The organism is Halomonas sp. MMSF_3323, assembly GCF_030733595.1.
In the GTDB taxonomy this organism is placed as follows: Bacteria; Pseudomonadota; Gammaproteobacteria; order Pseudomonadales; family Halomonadaceae; genus Halomonas; species Halomonas litopenaei.
Genome location: NZ_JASHIT010000004.1, coordinates 74,999 through 89,669, shown reverse-complemented (window position 1 = coordinate 89,669; position 14,671 = coordinate 74,999). Strand labels below are relative to the sequence as shown.

The window sequence follows — 14,671 nt, the reverse complement described above, 5'->3', positions numbered from 1 at the left end:
GAGCCTTACTCATGCACATCCTGCTCGGGCCGTGCCCTCTCCCGTGGTTGAGGTCACTGCTACTGGTGAGACTCAGGAGACTTGTACCGACCACCCTTGGCCTGGTGGCCATGGTTGCTTCTGCGATGCTATCGGGTGATGAACTGGACGAGTCGCAGGGTGCTTCACTGACACTGTTGACCTCTTACCACCAGGGGTACCGCTGGAATGACGATGTGGTCAGCAGTGTCGAGGCGCGTTTTCGTCACGAAGCCAGCGCAGACCGACAACTGCTGGTGGAGTATGTCGATGCGCTGCGCCTGGCGCGGCCGCTGGCCCATGAGGCCCTGCTCCAGCGATTGACCGCCAGCACCTTGAATGAAAGCGGCAGTCTGATCATTGCCGATGACCCCGCCATGGCCTTCTATCTGGAGTATCGTGACGAGCTCCCCTGGCCGCGCAAGGTGGTGGCACTCGGACTCAATGATGACCGCTTCAGGGAGCAGGCCCAGGCGCTTGGAGTGAAACTGCTCAAGTCCTACCCGGTCATGGCGCAGTCGCTCAATATGCTGGTGGAAACCTTTGGCTCACCGGTGCCTTTGATGCTGCTGGCCGAAGACTCCGAACACGCCTTCAATGTCGTCGATGACATGGTGGAGGTGATCGGCAGTGTCGCCGATGTGACCCTGGTCGATGTGGTCACTGGCTGGACCCCGGAAGAGGTGATCGAGCGATTGTCGCGAAGCCCGCCGGGTACTCGACTGTACATGCAAGGGGGGCAGGACTCCGGTTGGTCCGAAGGGGCGGGAAGTACCGCCCATCGACTGGAAGCGCTGGCCGCCCAGGGCTATCCGGTGTTCTGCCATTTCGAATTCCAGATGGCGATAGGCTGTGCCGGCGGGGCGATTCTCGATGTCGACTTCCTTGCCCACGCCGCCGTGGAACTGGCGCTGACGCCAGCCTTTGACCTGGTACCGGCCAGTTCCTCGGTGATGGCCCAGCGTCACCTGATCGATGCTCGCTGGTACCGTCTGTTCGAGGGCCATGACAACCTCCCGTTCCAGTGGATCGGCGTTCGCGGGCGGCTGGAGCAGGTCGCGCGGGAGTATCGTCAGGCGTTGTACGGAGTGTCGGTGGTGGCGGTTGGCTCGCTTCTGGGCGTGGGGGCCTTGCTGGTGGCGCGCAACAGGTCGCGACGTCTTCGTCGCAAGTTGATGGTCGATCAGCGCTTTGGTCTGCCTACCAGGCTGGCGTTGGTAAGCGACTATCGAGGCAGTCGATGCGAGGAGGTGGAGTGGCTGTTTGTGCTGGTCTCACCCGAACTCAGGAGCTATCGCAGGCGCTTCGGCAGCGGCAGTCTCGAGGGTCTTCTACGGATCAGTATCGACGTCTTCAAGGCGCATCTCCCCAAGGGCTGGCGGCTGTATCTGGGGGGCGAAGAGCAGCTGATCGGCATGGTCCCTGCCCAGGCCCACGGACCCGACGTGGAATCCCAGCTCGATAGCTACCTGGCCCTGGTGGGGCAGTTTCAGCAGCGCGACAGCGCACGGGTCCTGCGCTGGCATGCCAGTGTGGTGGTGGTGCCCGGACATTCCACGGACCTGAGCAACTGTCTGGCTTCGCTGGAAGAGGGGGTGCAGCGGCTGGAAAGCGAAGGTTGGGTACGTCCGGTGCTCAGGGTGACCGCGGCGGGTCCCTATCACGAGACTCAGCTGCGTTGGCTGTGTCGGCAGGTCAGTCTGCTGATCGAGAATCCCGGCAATCAATGGCGTCTGGTGGCCCAACCCAAGATGGCGCCCTCGAGCAGAACCCTGGTCGGCGCCGAGGTGTTGATCCGCTGGTGTCATCCCGACGCGGGCAATATTCCGCCACCGGAGTTTCTTCCGGTCATTCTGATGCTCGGCCTGGCGGAGCGTTTCGATCGTTGGGTGATCGGCCGCACCCTCGACTGGCTGATGGAACTGCGAGGCGCGGCCTGGCTCGGTACCGTCTCGGTCAATGTCCACCTTTCGACGCTCGTGGCCGATGACTTCCCCGATTTCATGGTGACCGAACTGGCGCGACGTCGGCTGCCTCCACGCTGCCTGGCACTCGAACTGGTGGAGCACGAGCATGTCGATGACGTCGAGCGGGTTCAGCGACAGATGAGGCGGCTCCACGAACGCGGTATTGGCGTCGCCCTGGACGACTTCGGTAGCGGCTACACGGCCTTCAACCTGCTTCAGCGCCTGCCCTTGGCGGCGATCAAGCTGGATTATTCATTACTTCACGCCGCGCGGCGTTTCGATCAGGCGCGTCAGGCTTATGCGGCGCTGGTGGGACTCTGCCATCGCATGGAACTGACGGTGGTGGCGGAAGGCGTCGAGACCGTCGAGGACGCAAGTTGGCTGATCACCCTGGGGGTCCAGGAAGGGCAGGGCTACTTCTTTGCGCCACCGATGGAGCTGGAGGATCTGGTCGCGGTCTATGGCGAGAAGCCAGCGGGCCCGATGCCGACGACGGTACTGCGTCAGGTGGGCACTCGGCGCTGCTGACGCAGGCTCGACCAGGAGTAGAGCGCCAGCGCGATCCAGATCAGCACGAAGGTAGTAAGCTGCTCGACCGCCAGGGGCTCATTGAACACCCACAACGCAATCAGAAACTGCAGTGTCGGATTGATGTACATCAGAAATCCCAGAGTACCGAGGGTCAGCCGGCGCGCAGCGCCGGCAAAGGCCAGCAGCGGCAGGGCCGTCAGCACCCCGGACGCCATCAGCAGCGCGGCGCTGTAGGGGGCGGTGAAGAATAGCGCCCCGTCGAAGTGGCTGACCGGCAGCTGTTGTATCAGCAGCAGCGCCAGTGGAAGGAGCAGCAGCGTTTCGATGAACAGGCCCGACAGCCCGTCCAGCGCAAGCTGCTTGCGCAGCAGTCCGTAAGTGCCGAAAGACACCGCCAGGCACAGGCTCAGCCAGGGCAAGGTGCCCAACTGGAATAGCTGCAGCACGATGGCACCGAGGGCAAGGCCAATGGCCAGGCGCTGCGTCGGCGCGACGCGTTCCTTGAGCACCACCACGCCCAGCGCCACGTTGACCAGCGGTGTCATGAAATAGCCCAGGCTCGCCTGCAGCACCCGGTGAGTCTCTACCGAGTAGATATAAAGGCCCCAGTTGGCGCCGATGAGCAGAGCGCAGGCGAGCGCCGGCAGCAGTTGCCGAGGTGCCTGGCGAATATTGGCGATGACCGACCAGCGCTTGAGCAGACTGATGACCAGTGCCAGAAACAGGCACGACCAGATGACGCGATGGGCGAGTATCTCGAGTGCACCCACGCCGTCGAACAATGCGAAGAAAAGGGGAAATCCACCCCAGGTGCCATAAGCCAGCAGCGCAAAGGCGACGCCCTGGGCCGAGGGAGTGGAGAGTCCTTTCATGCCGCGAATTCCCGTTCAGAGTTGGTGCCGAAGTTGGTGTCGACGTTGGTATCGATGTTGATAGCGAAGGTTGAGCTGATCGCCGCGTCGCGTCAGGCCGGATGACGGTGGGGTTTTCCGGGGCCTGGGGCATTCGACCGTTGCCACCTGCTGCGACAAGGCGCTGTGTCGTTTAGGCTAGGGGGACGACGTCAATTGATGAGATTACCATGACACAGCTGCGTACGACGCTTGTCCAGTGCAACCTTCACTGGGAAGATCCCGAGTCCAACTGCCGGATGCTGGAGGACAGCCTGGCGGACCTGGGCGCCAACGATACCGACCTGATCGTGCTGCCGGAAATGTTCGCCACCGGGTTCACCATGAACTCACGCGAGATGGCCCAGCCCATGGCGGACAGCAGCGTGGTGGCATGGCTTGTGGATCAGGCTCGCCAACGAGGCTGCGTGGTTACCGGCAGCGTGGCCATCGAGGAGCAGGGCGAGTACTTCAACCGCCTGGTCTGGGCGCGACCGGACGGCGACATCAGCTGGTATGACAAGCGCCATCTCTTCCGCATGGCAGGCGAGCATGAACGCTACGACATGGGTCGTGAGCGCGTGATCGTCGAGCTCAATGGCTTCCGCATCCTGCTGAGCGTCTGCTACGACCTGCGCTTTCCGGTATGGCTGCGTCAACGCCAGAACCCATCGACCCACTTCGAATATGACGCCCTTCTATGTGTTGCCAACTGGCCGGCGCCGAGGCGCCATCCCTGGCGCACACTGCTGCAGGCGCGTGCCATCGAGAACCTGGCCCCGGTGATCGGTGTCAACCGCGTCGGTGAGGACGCCAAAGGCCTCGCCTACTCGGGTGACTCCATGTTGATCGATGCCAAGGGTGAGGCGCTGATCGACGAGGCGCGTGATGAGCCCTTTATCAAGACCGGAGTGCTCGACCGCGACGAATTGGCGGCGTTCCGGGAGAAGTTCCCGGCATGGCAGGATGCCGATGCCTTTCAACTCGCCGATGACGAGGCCAACTGATGCGCCTTGACCGCTTTCTCAGCGAGACCACCGACCTGACGCGCAGCCTGGCCAAGCGGGCCCTGGTGCGCGGGGAGGTAACGGTCAACGGCGAGCTTGAAAAGAAGGCTGCGCGACATGTGGCGAGTGATGACGAGGTGCGCTGGGAGGGACGACTTCTTGAGCTGGTTGGACTTCGTTACATCATGCTGCACAAGCCCGTCGGGGTGGAGTGCACGGCCAGACGGGGACTCTATCCGCGGGCGGTTGACCTGATCGATCTGCCCAAGGCCGAGCGTCTGCAGCCGGTAGGGCGGCTGGACGTCGACACCACTGGCTTGCTGTTGTTGAGCGACGATGGCCAGTGGTCCCACCGCATCACCTCGCCTCGTCATCGCAGCGCCAAGATATACCAGGCACTGCTGGCACGGGACCTGGACGACCCTGACGAGGCCGTCGCGCGTTTTGCCGAGGGCATCATGCTGGAGGGCGAGGAGACCCCGACGCGTCCCGCTACCCTGACCTGTCACGGGCCGAGGGAGGTCGAACTCGCCATCGTCGAAGGGCGTTATCATCAGGTCCGTCGCATGTTCGCCGCCATCGGCAACCATGTCGAAACGCTGCATCGCCACACGATCGGCCCCTTGACACTGGATGCGTCACTCGAACCCGGCCAATGGCGTGAATTGACAGCCGAGGAACGCGAGCTGTTTTAACAGCGCTGGTTTGACTGCGCGGGGCCGGGCGCTGTCGCTAATGTGCTTCAGGGCTCCCCAGCCGGCTAGCCGTTCTCGTGAGGCGTGGCGAGTGCGATGCGCGCCCGGCCTGCGTGCTTGGCCCGATACAGGGCGCTGTCTGCCATCGCCAGCAGGCAGCTCGGATCGTCGCTGGTAGCCGGGAAGCTGGCGATGCCGCAGGATACCGATACGGTACCCAGGCTCTGGCCCTCGTGGCGGAAGCTCGCGCTGGCCAGGGCGTGGCACATGCGCTGCATGCGATGATGAGCGTCGTCGGCCTCGGCGCCGGGCAGCAGCACGACGAACTCCTCTCCACCAAAGCGACAGACCACGTCGATGTCACGAAAGCTGTTGGCCAGCATTCTGCCGACCCCTTCAAGCACCGTGTCACCCGCCGCATGACCATAGCGGTCATTGAATTTCTTGAAGTGGTCGATGTCCAGGATGACCACCGCCAAGGGGCTCTTCTTGCGCAACGAAATAGCCGTCTCGTGGGCAAAAAGCTCATCGAAGTAGCGACGATTGTGCAGTCCGGTCAGATCATCGCGATAGGATAGCGCCGATAGTTCTTCCTGCAGGGCGATGCTCGACAATACCAGGGCCAGGCGGCTGACGCCGAGTTCGATGAAGCTGCGGGTGCGATCCCAGTACTGCGGGCGCTTGACCAGTGGCCCGTCGGGCACGACGCAGATCACGCCCAGTCGGCGGTGCTGGCGATCCGGGCCGGTCAAGTCCAACGGAAAGATCCAGTGAGGCAGGTTGTCGGCAGGGGAAGGTGCCGAAGGGTCCGAGGGCGGCCTCCTGGTGGAGATCGTGAGCAGGTCGTCCAGGGCGGGCAGGCTTTCTTCCGTGCGCGTTCGAAGCGGCGGAATCGCGGTGGTGTCCAGCCAAGCCGGGGGGCGATAGGTGGTGGGCCAGAACAGTTCCAGCGTCATGTTGTCCGGCTGATCCTGAGGCCGGTAGAAGGCGCCCTGCATCGGTTCCAGTATCTCCGGCATGGCCCGCTGGGTCAGGCATAGCGCTTCCTCGAGGCTGGTGCATGCCTGCAGCGTGTCGATCAGACTGGCCAGTCGCTGGGTCTTGTGGTGTTCGGTGGCCAGCACCAGGGCACGTTGTCTCTCCTGTTCTGCGAGGCTTTCCAGTTGCCGGGTACGCTCGGCCACCTCTTGCTCGAGGTGATCGTTGAGTCGCTGCAACTGGCGTTGGGAGCGAGCATAGTGGCGCGTGGAGATGACGATCATGGCGACGATGAAGGCCAGGGCACCAAGATGCACCGGTACACTGATCCAGCCCACCAGGCCGTGGGCCACCAGCATGTCGGTGATGGCGATGGCAGCAAAGATGGCGTAGCTCGCGACGATCAGGCGTTGGTCGCTGTCGAACTCTCGTCGATAGCGAAACAGCCAGCGTGCCATATAGGCCAGCGCCCCGAGCAGTATCAGGTCGAACAAGGGAAAGGTCGGAGGAAGCGATACCACGTCCAGCATCGCCAGCGCCGGGGCGATGATGGCGTAGGCCAGCAAGCCTAGCCACAGACGTCGCATGCCCTGTCGCGGGATCTGCGGAAACCAGTGCTCGAGGATCAGCGCCATGGCCACCGGCAACGAAAAATAGGCGATGGCGGCCACATAGTCCCATGCCAGGGGCGCGAACACGATCAGTTGGCTGGCGTCGCTCTCGGCCAGCACCATGAGTCCGACCGCCAGCGAGAAGAGCCCGAGGCTACCCAGCCGCCAGCGTTCGGGCTGGGTCAGGATCAACACGAGCGCCAGGGCTGCGACGATCAGGCAGGCAAGCGCGATCACTAGTTCGCCCTTGGTGGCCTCGAGAATCGAGGGCAGTATCCGTGACTGTTCCATGATCACGACCTTGCCCCAAAGCCCGATGTCCTTGTAGGACGACTTCAGGCGCAGGTAAAGGGTCTTGCCCTGGGTGGGCGAGGGCAGCTCGATGGCGTGCCAGGTCCAGCCGGCGAAGGCCCCGGCGTCCGGTCCTTCGAGCTGACCGTGGCGATAGACGTGTTGCCCATCGACGTAGGCTTCGGCCACCAGGTTGAGGCTTGAGACGAACAGCGCCGGCTGAAGCCAGTCACCGGCGGGTAGCTCCCGACGCAGCCAGAGGCTGTCGCGACCGTCACGACCAGGGGGATTGCCGATGCCCTCCAGGGACTTCCATTCCCCTTCAGCGGCGGTGAGCCACTCAAACTCTCCGTCAGGAGTGCGGGGCGAGTCCCCCCAACGATATTGCCAGTCATCATTCAACGCGAGCTCGCCAGCCAGTACCTGACTGCCGGGCAGCCAGAGCAGGGCGAGTACAAGAAGCGTGATGCAGCGGAACATGGCGAGACCTATGGACGGTAACCCGGCCAGTATAGAACGAGGTGGCAATAACAACATTCGACGGCATAGTCGAAAGAATAAACGTTTGGGGCCTGGACGGCCCCAGTACCGGCATGAACCGGCATGAACCGCCATGGAGCGCATTTGGCTGCAACCGCGCTCGGATGCCATGCCTTCTACCGCCCCCTGTCGGGACACCTCCTGTCAGCCTTGCTTCAACCCTGGGGCACAAGCCCCGCTGCCTTGACCAGAGCCCTGGTGTAGGGATCGGCCGGCCGGGAAAGTACGTCCATGCAGGGCCCCTGTTCGATCAGACGGCCTTCCTTCAGCACCATCACCCTATGGGCCATGGCGCGCACCACCGCCAGGTCGTGGCTGATGAACAGATAGCTCAGTCCGCGCCGCGCCTGGAGGTCCCTGAGCAGGGCGATCAGTTGTTTCTGCACTGTCCTGTCCAGTGCCGAGGTCGGTTCATCGAGTACGATCAGGCGCGGCTCGAGGATGATCGCTCGGGCCACCGCGATGCGTTGGCGCTGGCCGCCGGAGAACTCGTGGGGATAGCGTTGGGCGACGTGTTCCGGGAGTTCCACCTCACGCAAGGTCGCACGGACCCGAGCGCTGACTTCCTGCTCGGAAAGCTCAGGCTGATGATAGCGAAGTCCCTCGCTGATGATATCCGCCACCGGCATTCGCGGAGAGAGAGAGCCGTAGGGGTCCTGGAACACGATCTGCAGATTTCTGCGCTGCTGGCGCAGTGCCTTGCCCGATAGCTGATCCAGCCTGGCGCCGGCGAAGTCGATGACTCCCTTGGCCTGGTTCAGGCGCAGCAGAGCGGAGGCCAGGGTGGTCTTGCCGGATCCCGATTCGCCGACCACGCCCAGGGTCTCGCCGGCGGCGATGTGCAAGTCCAGCGGAGCCAGCGCCTCGAAGCCAGGCTGGCGACGCTGGAACAGGCGTCGGCGTCGTTCGAAGGTGACGCTTAGCTGGCGGGCCTCGATCAGGGTCGGGGCATCGCCACAGGGGGCCGGGACACCTTGCGGCTCGGCGTCCAGCAATTCCCGCGCGTGGGCGCTCTGGGGCGATTGGAAGACCCGCTCGACGGTCCCGGTTTCCTGGTGCTCGCCATGACGCATGACACACACACGGTCGGCGTGTCGACGCACCAGATTCAGGTCGTGGGTGATGAACAGCATGCCCATGCCGTGGTGATCACGCAGCTCGGCCAGCAGGGCGAGCACCTCCTGCTGTACGGTCACGTCCAGGGCGGTGGTGGGTTCATCGGCCACCAGCAGCTCAGGCTGGTTGGCGATGGCCATGGCGATCATTACCCGCTGACGCTGCCCGCCGGACAGCTGGTGGGGCCAGGCATCGAGCAGTTCCTCGGCTCGCGGCAGTTTTACCTGTTCCAGCAGCTCGCGGCAGCGGTGGCGAGCCCCGCGGCCTCGCAGGCCCTGGTGCAGGCGCAGGGTCTCCGCCAGCTGTCGTCCGATGGTGTGCAGCGGATTGAGCGAGGTCATCGGCTCCTGAAACACGAAACCGACGCGGTTGCCGAGCAGCCCCTGCCATTTGCGCGGCGTCAGCCGCGACAGGTCGGTGTCGCCGAGCCATCTACCGCCTTTGATTGTGGCGTTGGGCGGCAGCAGGTTGAGCGCGCCAAGCGCGGTGACCGACTTGCCGGACCCCGACTCACCCACCAGCGCCAGGGTCTCTCCGCGCCTGACGTCCAGCGACAGTTCCTTGACCACGGTGGTGTCGCCGAAGCCGATCGACAGCCGATCCAGCGACAGCAGGGTGTCATTGTTCATGCGCGGGGCTTCCTTGCGGTGTCGTGTTGCCGCTGGCGCTTTGGACGTGGCGCGGATCGAAGGCGTCGCGGATCCCCTCGCCGATAAATACCAGCAGCGACAGCATGACCGCCAGGGTCATGAAGGCGGTAATCCCAAGCCATGGCGCCTGGAGGTTGTTCTTGCCCTGGGCCACCAGCTCGCCAAGGGAAGGCGAACCTGGCGGCAGCCCGAACCCGAGAAAATCCAGCGCCGTGAGGGTGGTGATGGCGCCGGTGAAGAGGAAGGGTATGAAGGTCAGGGTCGCCACCATGGCGTTGGGCAGCACATGGCGCCACATGATCAGATGCGACGGCAGCCCCATGGCCTTGGCCGCCCGTACGTACTCCAGATTGCGCGCGCGCAGAAACTCGGCACGCACGATATCCACCAGTCCGAGCCAGGAAAACAGCAGCATGATCCCGAGCAGCCACCACAGATTGGGTTCCACCAGGCTGGCCAGGATGATCAGCAGGAACAGCACCGGCAACCCCGACCATATCTCGGTCAGGCGCTGGCCGATCAGGTCGACCTTGCCGCCGAAATAGCCCTGCACGCCACCGGCCAGCACCCCCAGCACCAGCGATCCGGCGGTCAGCACCAGAGCAAAGATCACCGACAGGCGAAAGCCGTAGATCACCCGCGCCAGCACGTCACGTCCCTGGTCATCGGTACCCAGCCAATGGCGGCCATCCGGGGGTGACGGCGCAGGGTGGTCGAGATACTCGTCCAGGGTGTCGTAAGAGAACGGAATCGGCGCCCACAGCATCCAGCCATCCGACTCGATGGCGTTGCGGGTAAAGTCATCGTGATAGTCCGCCGCGGTCGGCAGAAAGCCGTCGAAGACGGTATCCGGATAGTCGACCAGCATCGGGAAGTACCATTGCTGCTGATACTGCACCAGCAGTGGCTTGTCATTGGCGATGAGTTCGGCCCCCAGGCTGAGCACGAACAGAAGGCCGAAGGCCCACAGTGACCACCAGGCACGGCGCTGGTGGCGAAAGACGGCGAGGCGACGGCGGGTGATGGGAGAAAGGCTAGGCACGATCAGGATTCCCGTGTCTCGAAGTCGATGCGCGGATCCACCCAGACGTACGTCAGGTCGGATACCAGTTTGAGTATCAGGCCGATCAGGGTGTAGAGGTAGAGGGTGCCGAAGATCACCGGATAGTCACGCTGCATGACCGCCTCGAAGCCGAGCAGGCCCAGCCCGTTGAGCGAGAAGATCACCTCGATCAACAGCGAGCCGGTGAAGAAGATCCCTATCAGCGCCGACGGCATCCCTGCAATGATGATCAGCATGGCGTTGCGGAAGACGTGGCCATAGAGCACCCGCCTGTCGCTGGCACCCTTGGCCCGGGCGGTCAGCACGTACTGGCGGTGGATCTCGTCGAGAAAGCTGTTCTTGGTCAGCATGGTCAGGGTGGCGAAGCTGCCGATGGCCGAGGCGCTGACCGGCAGCACTATATGCCACAGGTAGTCCTTGACCTTGCCCCAGGCGCTGAGCTCGGAGAAATCCGGTGACGTCAGCCCTCGCAGCGGGAAGACGTCGAAGTAGCTGCCGCCGGCGAACAGCACGATCAGCAGGATAGCGAACAGGAAGCCGGGAATGGCGTAGCCGACGATGACCAGGCCGGAGGTCCAGACATCGAAGGCGGAGCCGTGTCTCAGGGCCTTGCGTACACCCAACGGGATCGACACCAGATACACCAGCAGGGTCGTCCACAGACCTAGCGAGATCGACACCGGAAGTCGCTCGAACATCAGGGTGGTGACCGCCTCGCCGCGAAAGAAGCTCACGCCGAAGTCGAAGGTGGCGTAGTCCACCATCATGTCGATAAAGCGTTCATGGGCCGGCTTGTCGAAGCCGAACTGCTGCTCAAGCTGGGTGATGAACTGCTCGGGGATCCCGCGGCTGCCGCGAGACTCGCCGCTATCGATGGTCTCGCCGCCACCGCCCTGCAGGCGGGTACTGGCCTCGCTGGAAAAGCCCTCGAAACGTGCCAGCAACTGGTCGATGGGCCCGCCCGGCGCGGCCTGGACGATGATGAAGTTGAGCAGCATGATCCCCAGCAGGGTGGGGATCATCAGCAGCAGACGGCGCAGTACGTAGGCACCCACGGCATTTCCTTGAGGATTGGGTTTGCCAAGGCGAAGCGTCGTTTCGCACGACGCTTCGCACCACCAGAAACATTTTCTGTATCAGGGCCGCCGGTGTGGTCGGGCCTGCCGTTCGGGCTGGACACGTGCGCCTGCCCTCTGAATCTTTGACCTTCTTACCACAGCACGGCGCCCTTGGGCCGCCGTTGAATCAACGGCTACGCTGACGATCCTCGATGACCGCCTCGCGTTCAGGGTCTACCCACCAGGCGCTCAGGTCCAGCGTGTACTCGGGGAAGGGCTCCTGCCAGGCAAACTTGTCCCACACCGCGATGCGGTGGGCGGCCAGATGGAACTGCGGGACCACGTAGAAGCCCCAGCGCAGCACTCTGTCCAGCGCCTGGGCGGCGGTGTCCAGTGCCTGGCGCGAGTCGGCGGCGATCAGGCGATCGACCAGAGCGTCGATGACGGGATCCTGAAGGCCGATCAGATTCCGGCTCTGGGGGCGTTCGGCATACTCGCTGCCCCAGAACTCACGCTGTTCATTGCCGGGACTCAAGGACTGCGGAAAGCTGCCCACCACCATGTCGAAGTCGAAGCTGCGCAGACGATTGAGGTACTGATTGACGTCGACGGTACGGATATTGCCCTGCACCCCCAGTCGGGCCAGCCTTCGCAGCAGCGGTTGGGCGATGCGCTCGAACTGGGTGCTGTAAAGCAGGATCTCGACGTGCAGTGGCTCGCCATTCTCGGGGTCGATCATTACCCCGTCACGGGCCTCGTAGCCGGCCTCACGCAGGAGTTCCAGGGCCTTCCTCAGGCGTGGACGCATCTCCTGGGGCTGCTGCATCGGCAGTGGCTCGCTGAAGACGCTCTCCGGCAGCTGGTCGCGGAAGGGCTTGAGCATTGCCAGCTCGTCTTCGGACGGCAAGCCGGTGGCTTCCATCTCGGAATTCTCGAAGTAGCTGTCGGTGCGCGCATAGGCGTCGTAGAACAGGTTTCTGTTCAGCCACGGGAAGTCGAAGGCAAGAGTGATCGCCTCGCGCACGCGGCGATCCTGAAACTTGGCCTTGCGCAGGTTCATGACGTAGGCCTGCATGCCGGCGGGCTGGCCGTCATGGACCTGAAGCTGCCTGACAAAGCCCTGCTCGCGCGCCGGGAATTCGTAGGCCGTGGCCCAGTTGCTCGCGGAATTCTCGAGGCGGAAGTCGAGATTGCCGGCCTTGAAGGCCTCCAGTGCCACCGTCTGGTCGCGATAGTAGTCGTAGATCAGCCGTCCGATATTGTGTCGGCCGACGTTGACCGGTACCTCGCTACCCCAGTAGTCGTCGACGCGCTCGTAGACGATGCGGCGGCCCGGATCGACCTCGGCGATCCGATAGGGGCCGGAGCCGAGCAGCGAATCGCGGGTCACCGCCTCGAAGTCGCGATCACGCCAGTAGTGCTCGGGCAGGATCGGCATCTGGCCCAGGATCAGCGGCAGTTCACGGCTTTCGCTGTCACCGAGGTCGAAGTGCACGGTGTCGCTGTCGATGGCGGTGACGCTGTCGACATCGCTGTAGTAGGCGCGGTAGAAGGGCTGCCCCTTGGTGGTCAGCGTCTCGAAGCTGAATACCACGTCCTGGGCGTCCATGGGTTCGCCGTCATGGAAGCGCGCTTCGGGGCGCAGGTCGAACTCGACCCAGCGCCGTTCGGGGTCCAGGCGGATACCCTCGGCCAGGAGCCCATACATGGTGAAGGGCTCTCCCGGGTTCGATTCGAGCAGGGTGTCGTAGATCTGTGTAAGGCCAGAGGCTGGCGTGCCACGAACAATAAACGGATTGGTCGAATCGAAGCTGCCCTGGGCGGCGCGAATCAAATCACCGCCTGACGGAGCATCAGGATTGGCATGGGGAAAGTGGCGAAAGTCAGCCGGCAGGGCCGGCTCACCATAGAGCGGAAGGGCGTGCACGGTGGGCACGCTGGAAACGTCTGCGGCCTCGCTGGCGGTCGCCAGCAGGGCGCCCAGCAGGCAGGCGCCAATTGCCACCTGTCGCATGGCGGTGGAGTCCTTGTCCTGAGGGGCGCCACCGTGGCGCCCGCTTTACCGACCGGAAAGTGTCAGTTGCTGACCGGGTTGAAGAGCCTGCGGGTTGTCGATGCCATTCCAGCGTGCCAGGTCCCGAGGCGAGATGGAATGAAGCATGGCGATGCGGTTCAAGGTGTCTCCGCTCTCGACGACATGGGTCTCGTCGGAGGCGCTGGCCACTTCGATCTGCCCCAGGTTGCTCAAGGCATTGCGCAGGGTGGCGGCGCTCTCTGCCGGCACCAGAATCTGACGGGTGTGACGCGGGTTGACGTTGCGCGACTTGAGTCCGGGGTTCAGTTCGCTCAGCTCGTGGGTGGTCACTCCGGCCAGAGCGGCTGCCTTGTTCAACGAGATCGGTGCGGTGACCGAGACCTTGGCAAAGGCCGCCGAGCCGCTGATCTCCGGAAGGTTGACGCCATAGCGCTCGGGATCATTGATGATCCGCGAGATGGCCATCAGCTTCGGCACGTACGCCATGGTCTCCGAGGGCAGGTTGAGATCCCAGTAGTCGCCTGCGAGTCCGCGAGCCTGTGCCGCACGGCGGGCATTGTTGACGGTGCCGGCGCCGGCGTTGTATGCCGCGAGTGACAACTGAAGGTCGCCCTCGTACCACTGATCCGCCTGCATCTCGATGTAGTCCAGGGCGGCGCGGGTGGAGGCCACGACATCATTGCGGCCATCCCAGGCACCATTGCGCTTGAGGCCGAGGGCGTCACCGGTACGCGGCATGATCTGCCACAGTCCGACGGCGCCAAAGTGGCTACGTGCCTTGGGATCGAAGGAGCTCTCGACGAAGGGGATCAGCGCGATCTCGCCCGGCAGACCACGTGATTCGACCTGCTGGGTGATCCAGGCGAGCCAGGGGCGGGCGCGCTCGGTGATCTCCGCCACGTTATGGGGACTGTCCTGGTAGTAGTCGATCCATTCCTGCACGCGGGCATTGACCGGCTGGTCCTGCCACTGGAAATCCGCCCGCAGACTTGTCCAGGCATCCTGCGGCTCGAGTTCCAGGGCATCCCAGAAGTGGCGAGTCAGGTGTTGATGCGAAGGCGCGGCGCTTGCGTCAGCGCTGGTTCCGCCATATGGCATGGCGCCACCGGGGGGGAGTGGCGAGGCCTGGGATGTATAGGCACCGGCCATCAACGAGCCAAGGAGGGCCAGACTGCTGGCCGCGCCAAGAAGTCGTCTACGGGTCGTGTGAAATGTCATGCG

General features: G+C 63.6%; 10 protein-coding genes. 3 read left to right on the top strand and 7 right to left on the bottom strand.

Annotation, left to right across the window (positions count from 1 at the left end):
* Positions 1-110: 110 nt before the first annotated feature.
* Positions 111-2,513 (top strand): EAL domain-containing protein, encoded by a 2,403-nt coding sequence (locus RBB39_RS02965; protein WP_306168770.1) that lies wholly within the window; start codon positions 111-113, stop codon positions 2,511-2,513.
* Here RBB39_RS02965 and rarD read toward each other — a convergent pair.
* Positions 2,489-3,388, bottom strand: coding sequence for an EamA family transporter RarD (rarD, locus tag RBB39_RS02960; protein ID WP_045993729.1), 900 nt, complete (start codon positions 3,386-3,388; stop codon positions 2,489-2,491). The two genes, RBB39_RS02965 and rarD, sit on opposite strands and share 25 nt — an antisense overlap.
* 209 nt (positions 3,389-3,597) lie before the next feature.
* Here rarD and RBB39_RS02955 point away from each other — a divergent pair, with 209 nt between their 5' ends.
* Both RBB39_RS02955 and RBB39_RS02950 read left to right on the top strand, forming a co-directional pair.
* On the top strand, positions 3,598-4,413 hold the full coding sequence (locus tag RBB39_RS02955; protein ID WP_045993728.1) for an amidohydrolase: 816 nt from the start codon (positions 3,598-3,600) through the stop codon (positions 4,411-4,413).
* Entirely contained in the window at positions 4,413-5,108 is a 696-nt protein-coding gene (locus tag RBB39_RS02950) for a pseudouridine synthase (protein WP_045993727.1), read from the top strand. The genes RBB39_RS02955 and RBB39_RS02950 overlap by 1 nt, the downstream gene beginning before the upstream one ends.
* Before the next feature lie 65 nt (positions 5,109-5,173).
* Here RBB39_RS02950 and RBB39_RS02945 read toward each other — a convergent pair whose 3' ends face one another.
* From RBB39_RS02945 to RBB39_RS02920, 6 genes are all read right to left on the bottom strand, one after another.
* Positions 5,174-7,468, bottom strand: a complete 2,295-nt coding sequence (locus tag RBB39_RS02945) for a diguanylate cyclase (protein ID WP_306168769.1) — start codon at positions 7,466-7,468, stop codon at positions 5,174-5,176.
* Positions 7,469-7,683: 215 nt separating this feature from the next.
* Complete coding sequence (locus tag RBB39_RS02940; protein WP_306168768.1) at positions 7,684-9,273, bottom strand: ABC transporter ATP-binding protein; 1,590 nt, start codon at positions 9,271-9,273, stop codon at positions 7,684-7,686.
* On the bottom strand, positions 9,263-10,336 hold the full coding sequence (locus RBB39_RS02935; RefSeq protein WP_231498690.1) for an ABC transporter permease: 1,074 nt from the start codon (positions 10,334-10,336) through the stop codon (positions 9,263-9,265). Before RBB39_RS02935 ends, RBB39_RS02940 begins: the two co-directional genes overlap by 11 nt.
* A gap of 2 nt (positions 10,337-10,338) precedes the next feature.
* Entirely contained in the window at positions 10,339-11,412 is a 1,074-nt protein-coding gene (locus RBB39_RS02930) for a microcin C ABC transporter permease YejB (RefSeq protein ID WP_306168767.1), read from the bottom strand.
* Between the two features lie 190 nt (positions 11,413-11,602).
* On the bottom strand, positions 11,603-13,429 hold the full coding sequence (locus RBB39_RS02925; RefSeq protein WP_045993724.1) for an extracellular solute-binding protein: 1,827 nt from the start codon (positions 13,427-13,429) through the stop codon (positions 11,603-11,605).
* Between the two features lie 45 nt (positions 13,430-13,474).
* Entirely contained in the window at positions 13,475-14,668 is a 1,194-nt protein-coding gene (locus RBB39_RS02920) for a transglycosylase SLT domain-containing protein (RefSeq protein ID WP_045993723.1), read from the bottom strand.
* Between the last annotated feature and the right edge of the window lie 3 nt (positions 14,669-14,671).

Excerpts from the sequence above, each read along its gene's own strand:
- RBB39_RS02965 (WP_306168770.1), top strand. The coding sequence starts at position 111 with ATGGTTGCTTCTGCGATGCTATCGGGTGATGAACTGGACGAGTCGCAG.
- rarD (WP_045993729.1), bottom strand. The coding sequence starts at position 3,388 with ATGAAAGGACTCTCCACTCCCTCGGCCCAGGGCGTCGCCTTTGCGCTG.
- RBB39_RS02955 (WP_045993728.1), top strand. The coding sequence starts at position 3,598 with ATGACACAGCTGCGTACGACGCTTGTCCAGTGCAACCTTCACTGGGAA.
- RBB39_RS02950 (WP_045993727.1), top strand. The coding sequence starts at position 4,413 with ATGCGCCTTGACCGCTTTCTCAGCGAGACCACCGACCTGACGCGCAGC.
- RBB39_RS02945 (WP_306168769.1), bottom strand. The coding sequence starts at position 7,468 with ATGTTCCGCTGCATCACGCTTCTTGTACTCGCCCTGCTCTGGCTGCCC.
- RBB39_RS02940 (WP_306168768.1), bottom strand. The coding sequence starts at position 9,273 with ATGAACAATGACACCCTGCTGTCGCTGGATCGGCTGTCGATCGGCTTC.
- RBB39_RS02925 (WP_045993724.1), bottom strand. The coding sequence starts at position 13,429 with ATGCGACAGGTGGCAATTGGCGCCTGCCTGCTGGGCGCCCTGCTGGCG.
- RBB39_RS02920 (WP_045993723.1), bottom strand. The coding sequence starts at position 14,668 with ATGACATTTCACACGACCCGTAGACGACTTCTTGGCGCGGCCAGCAGT.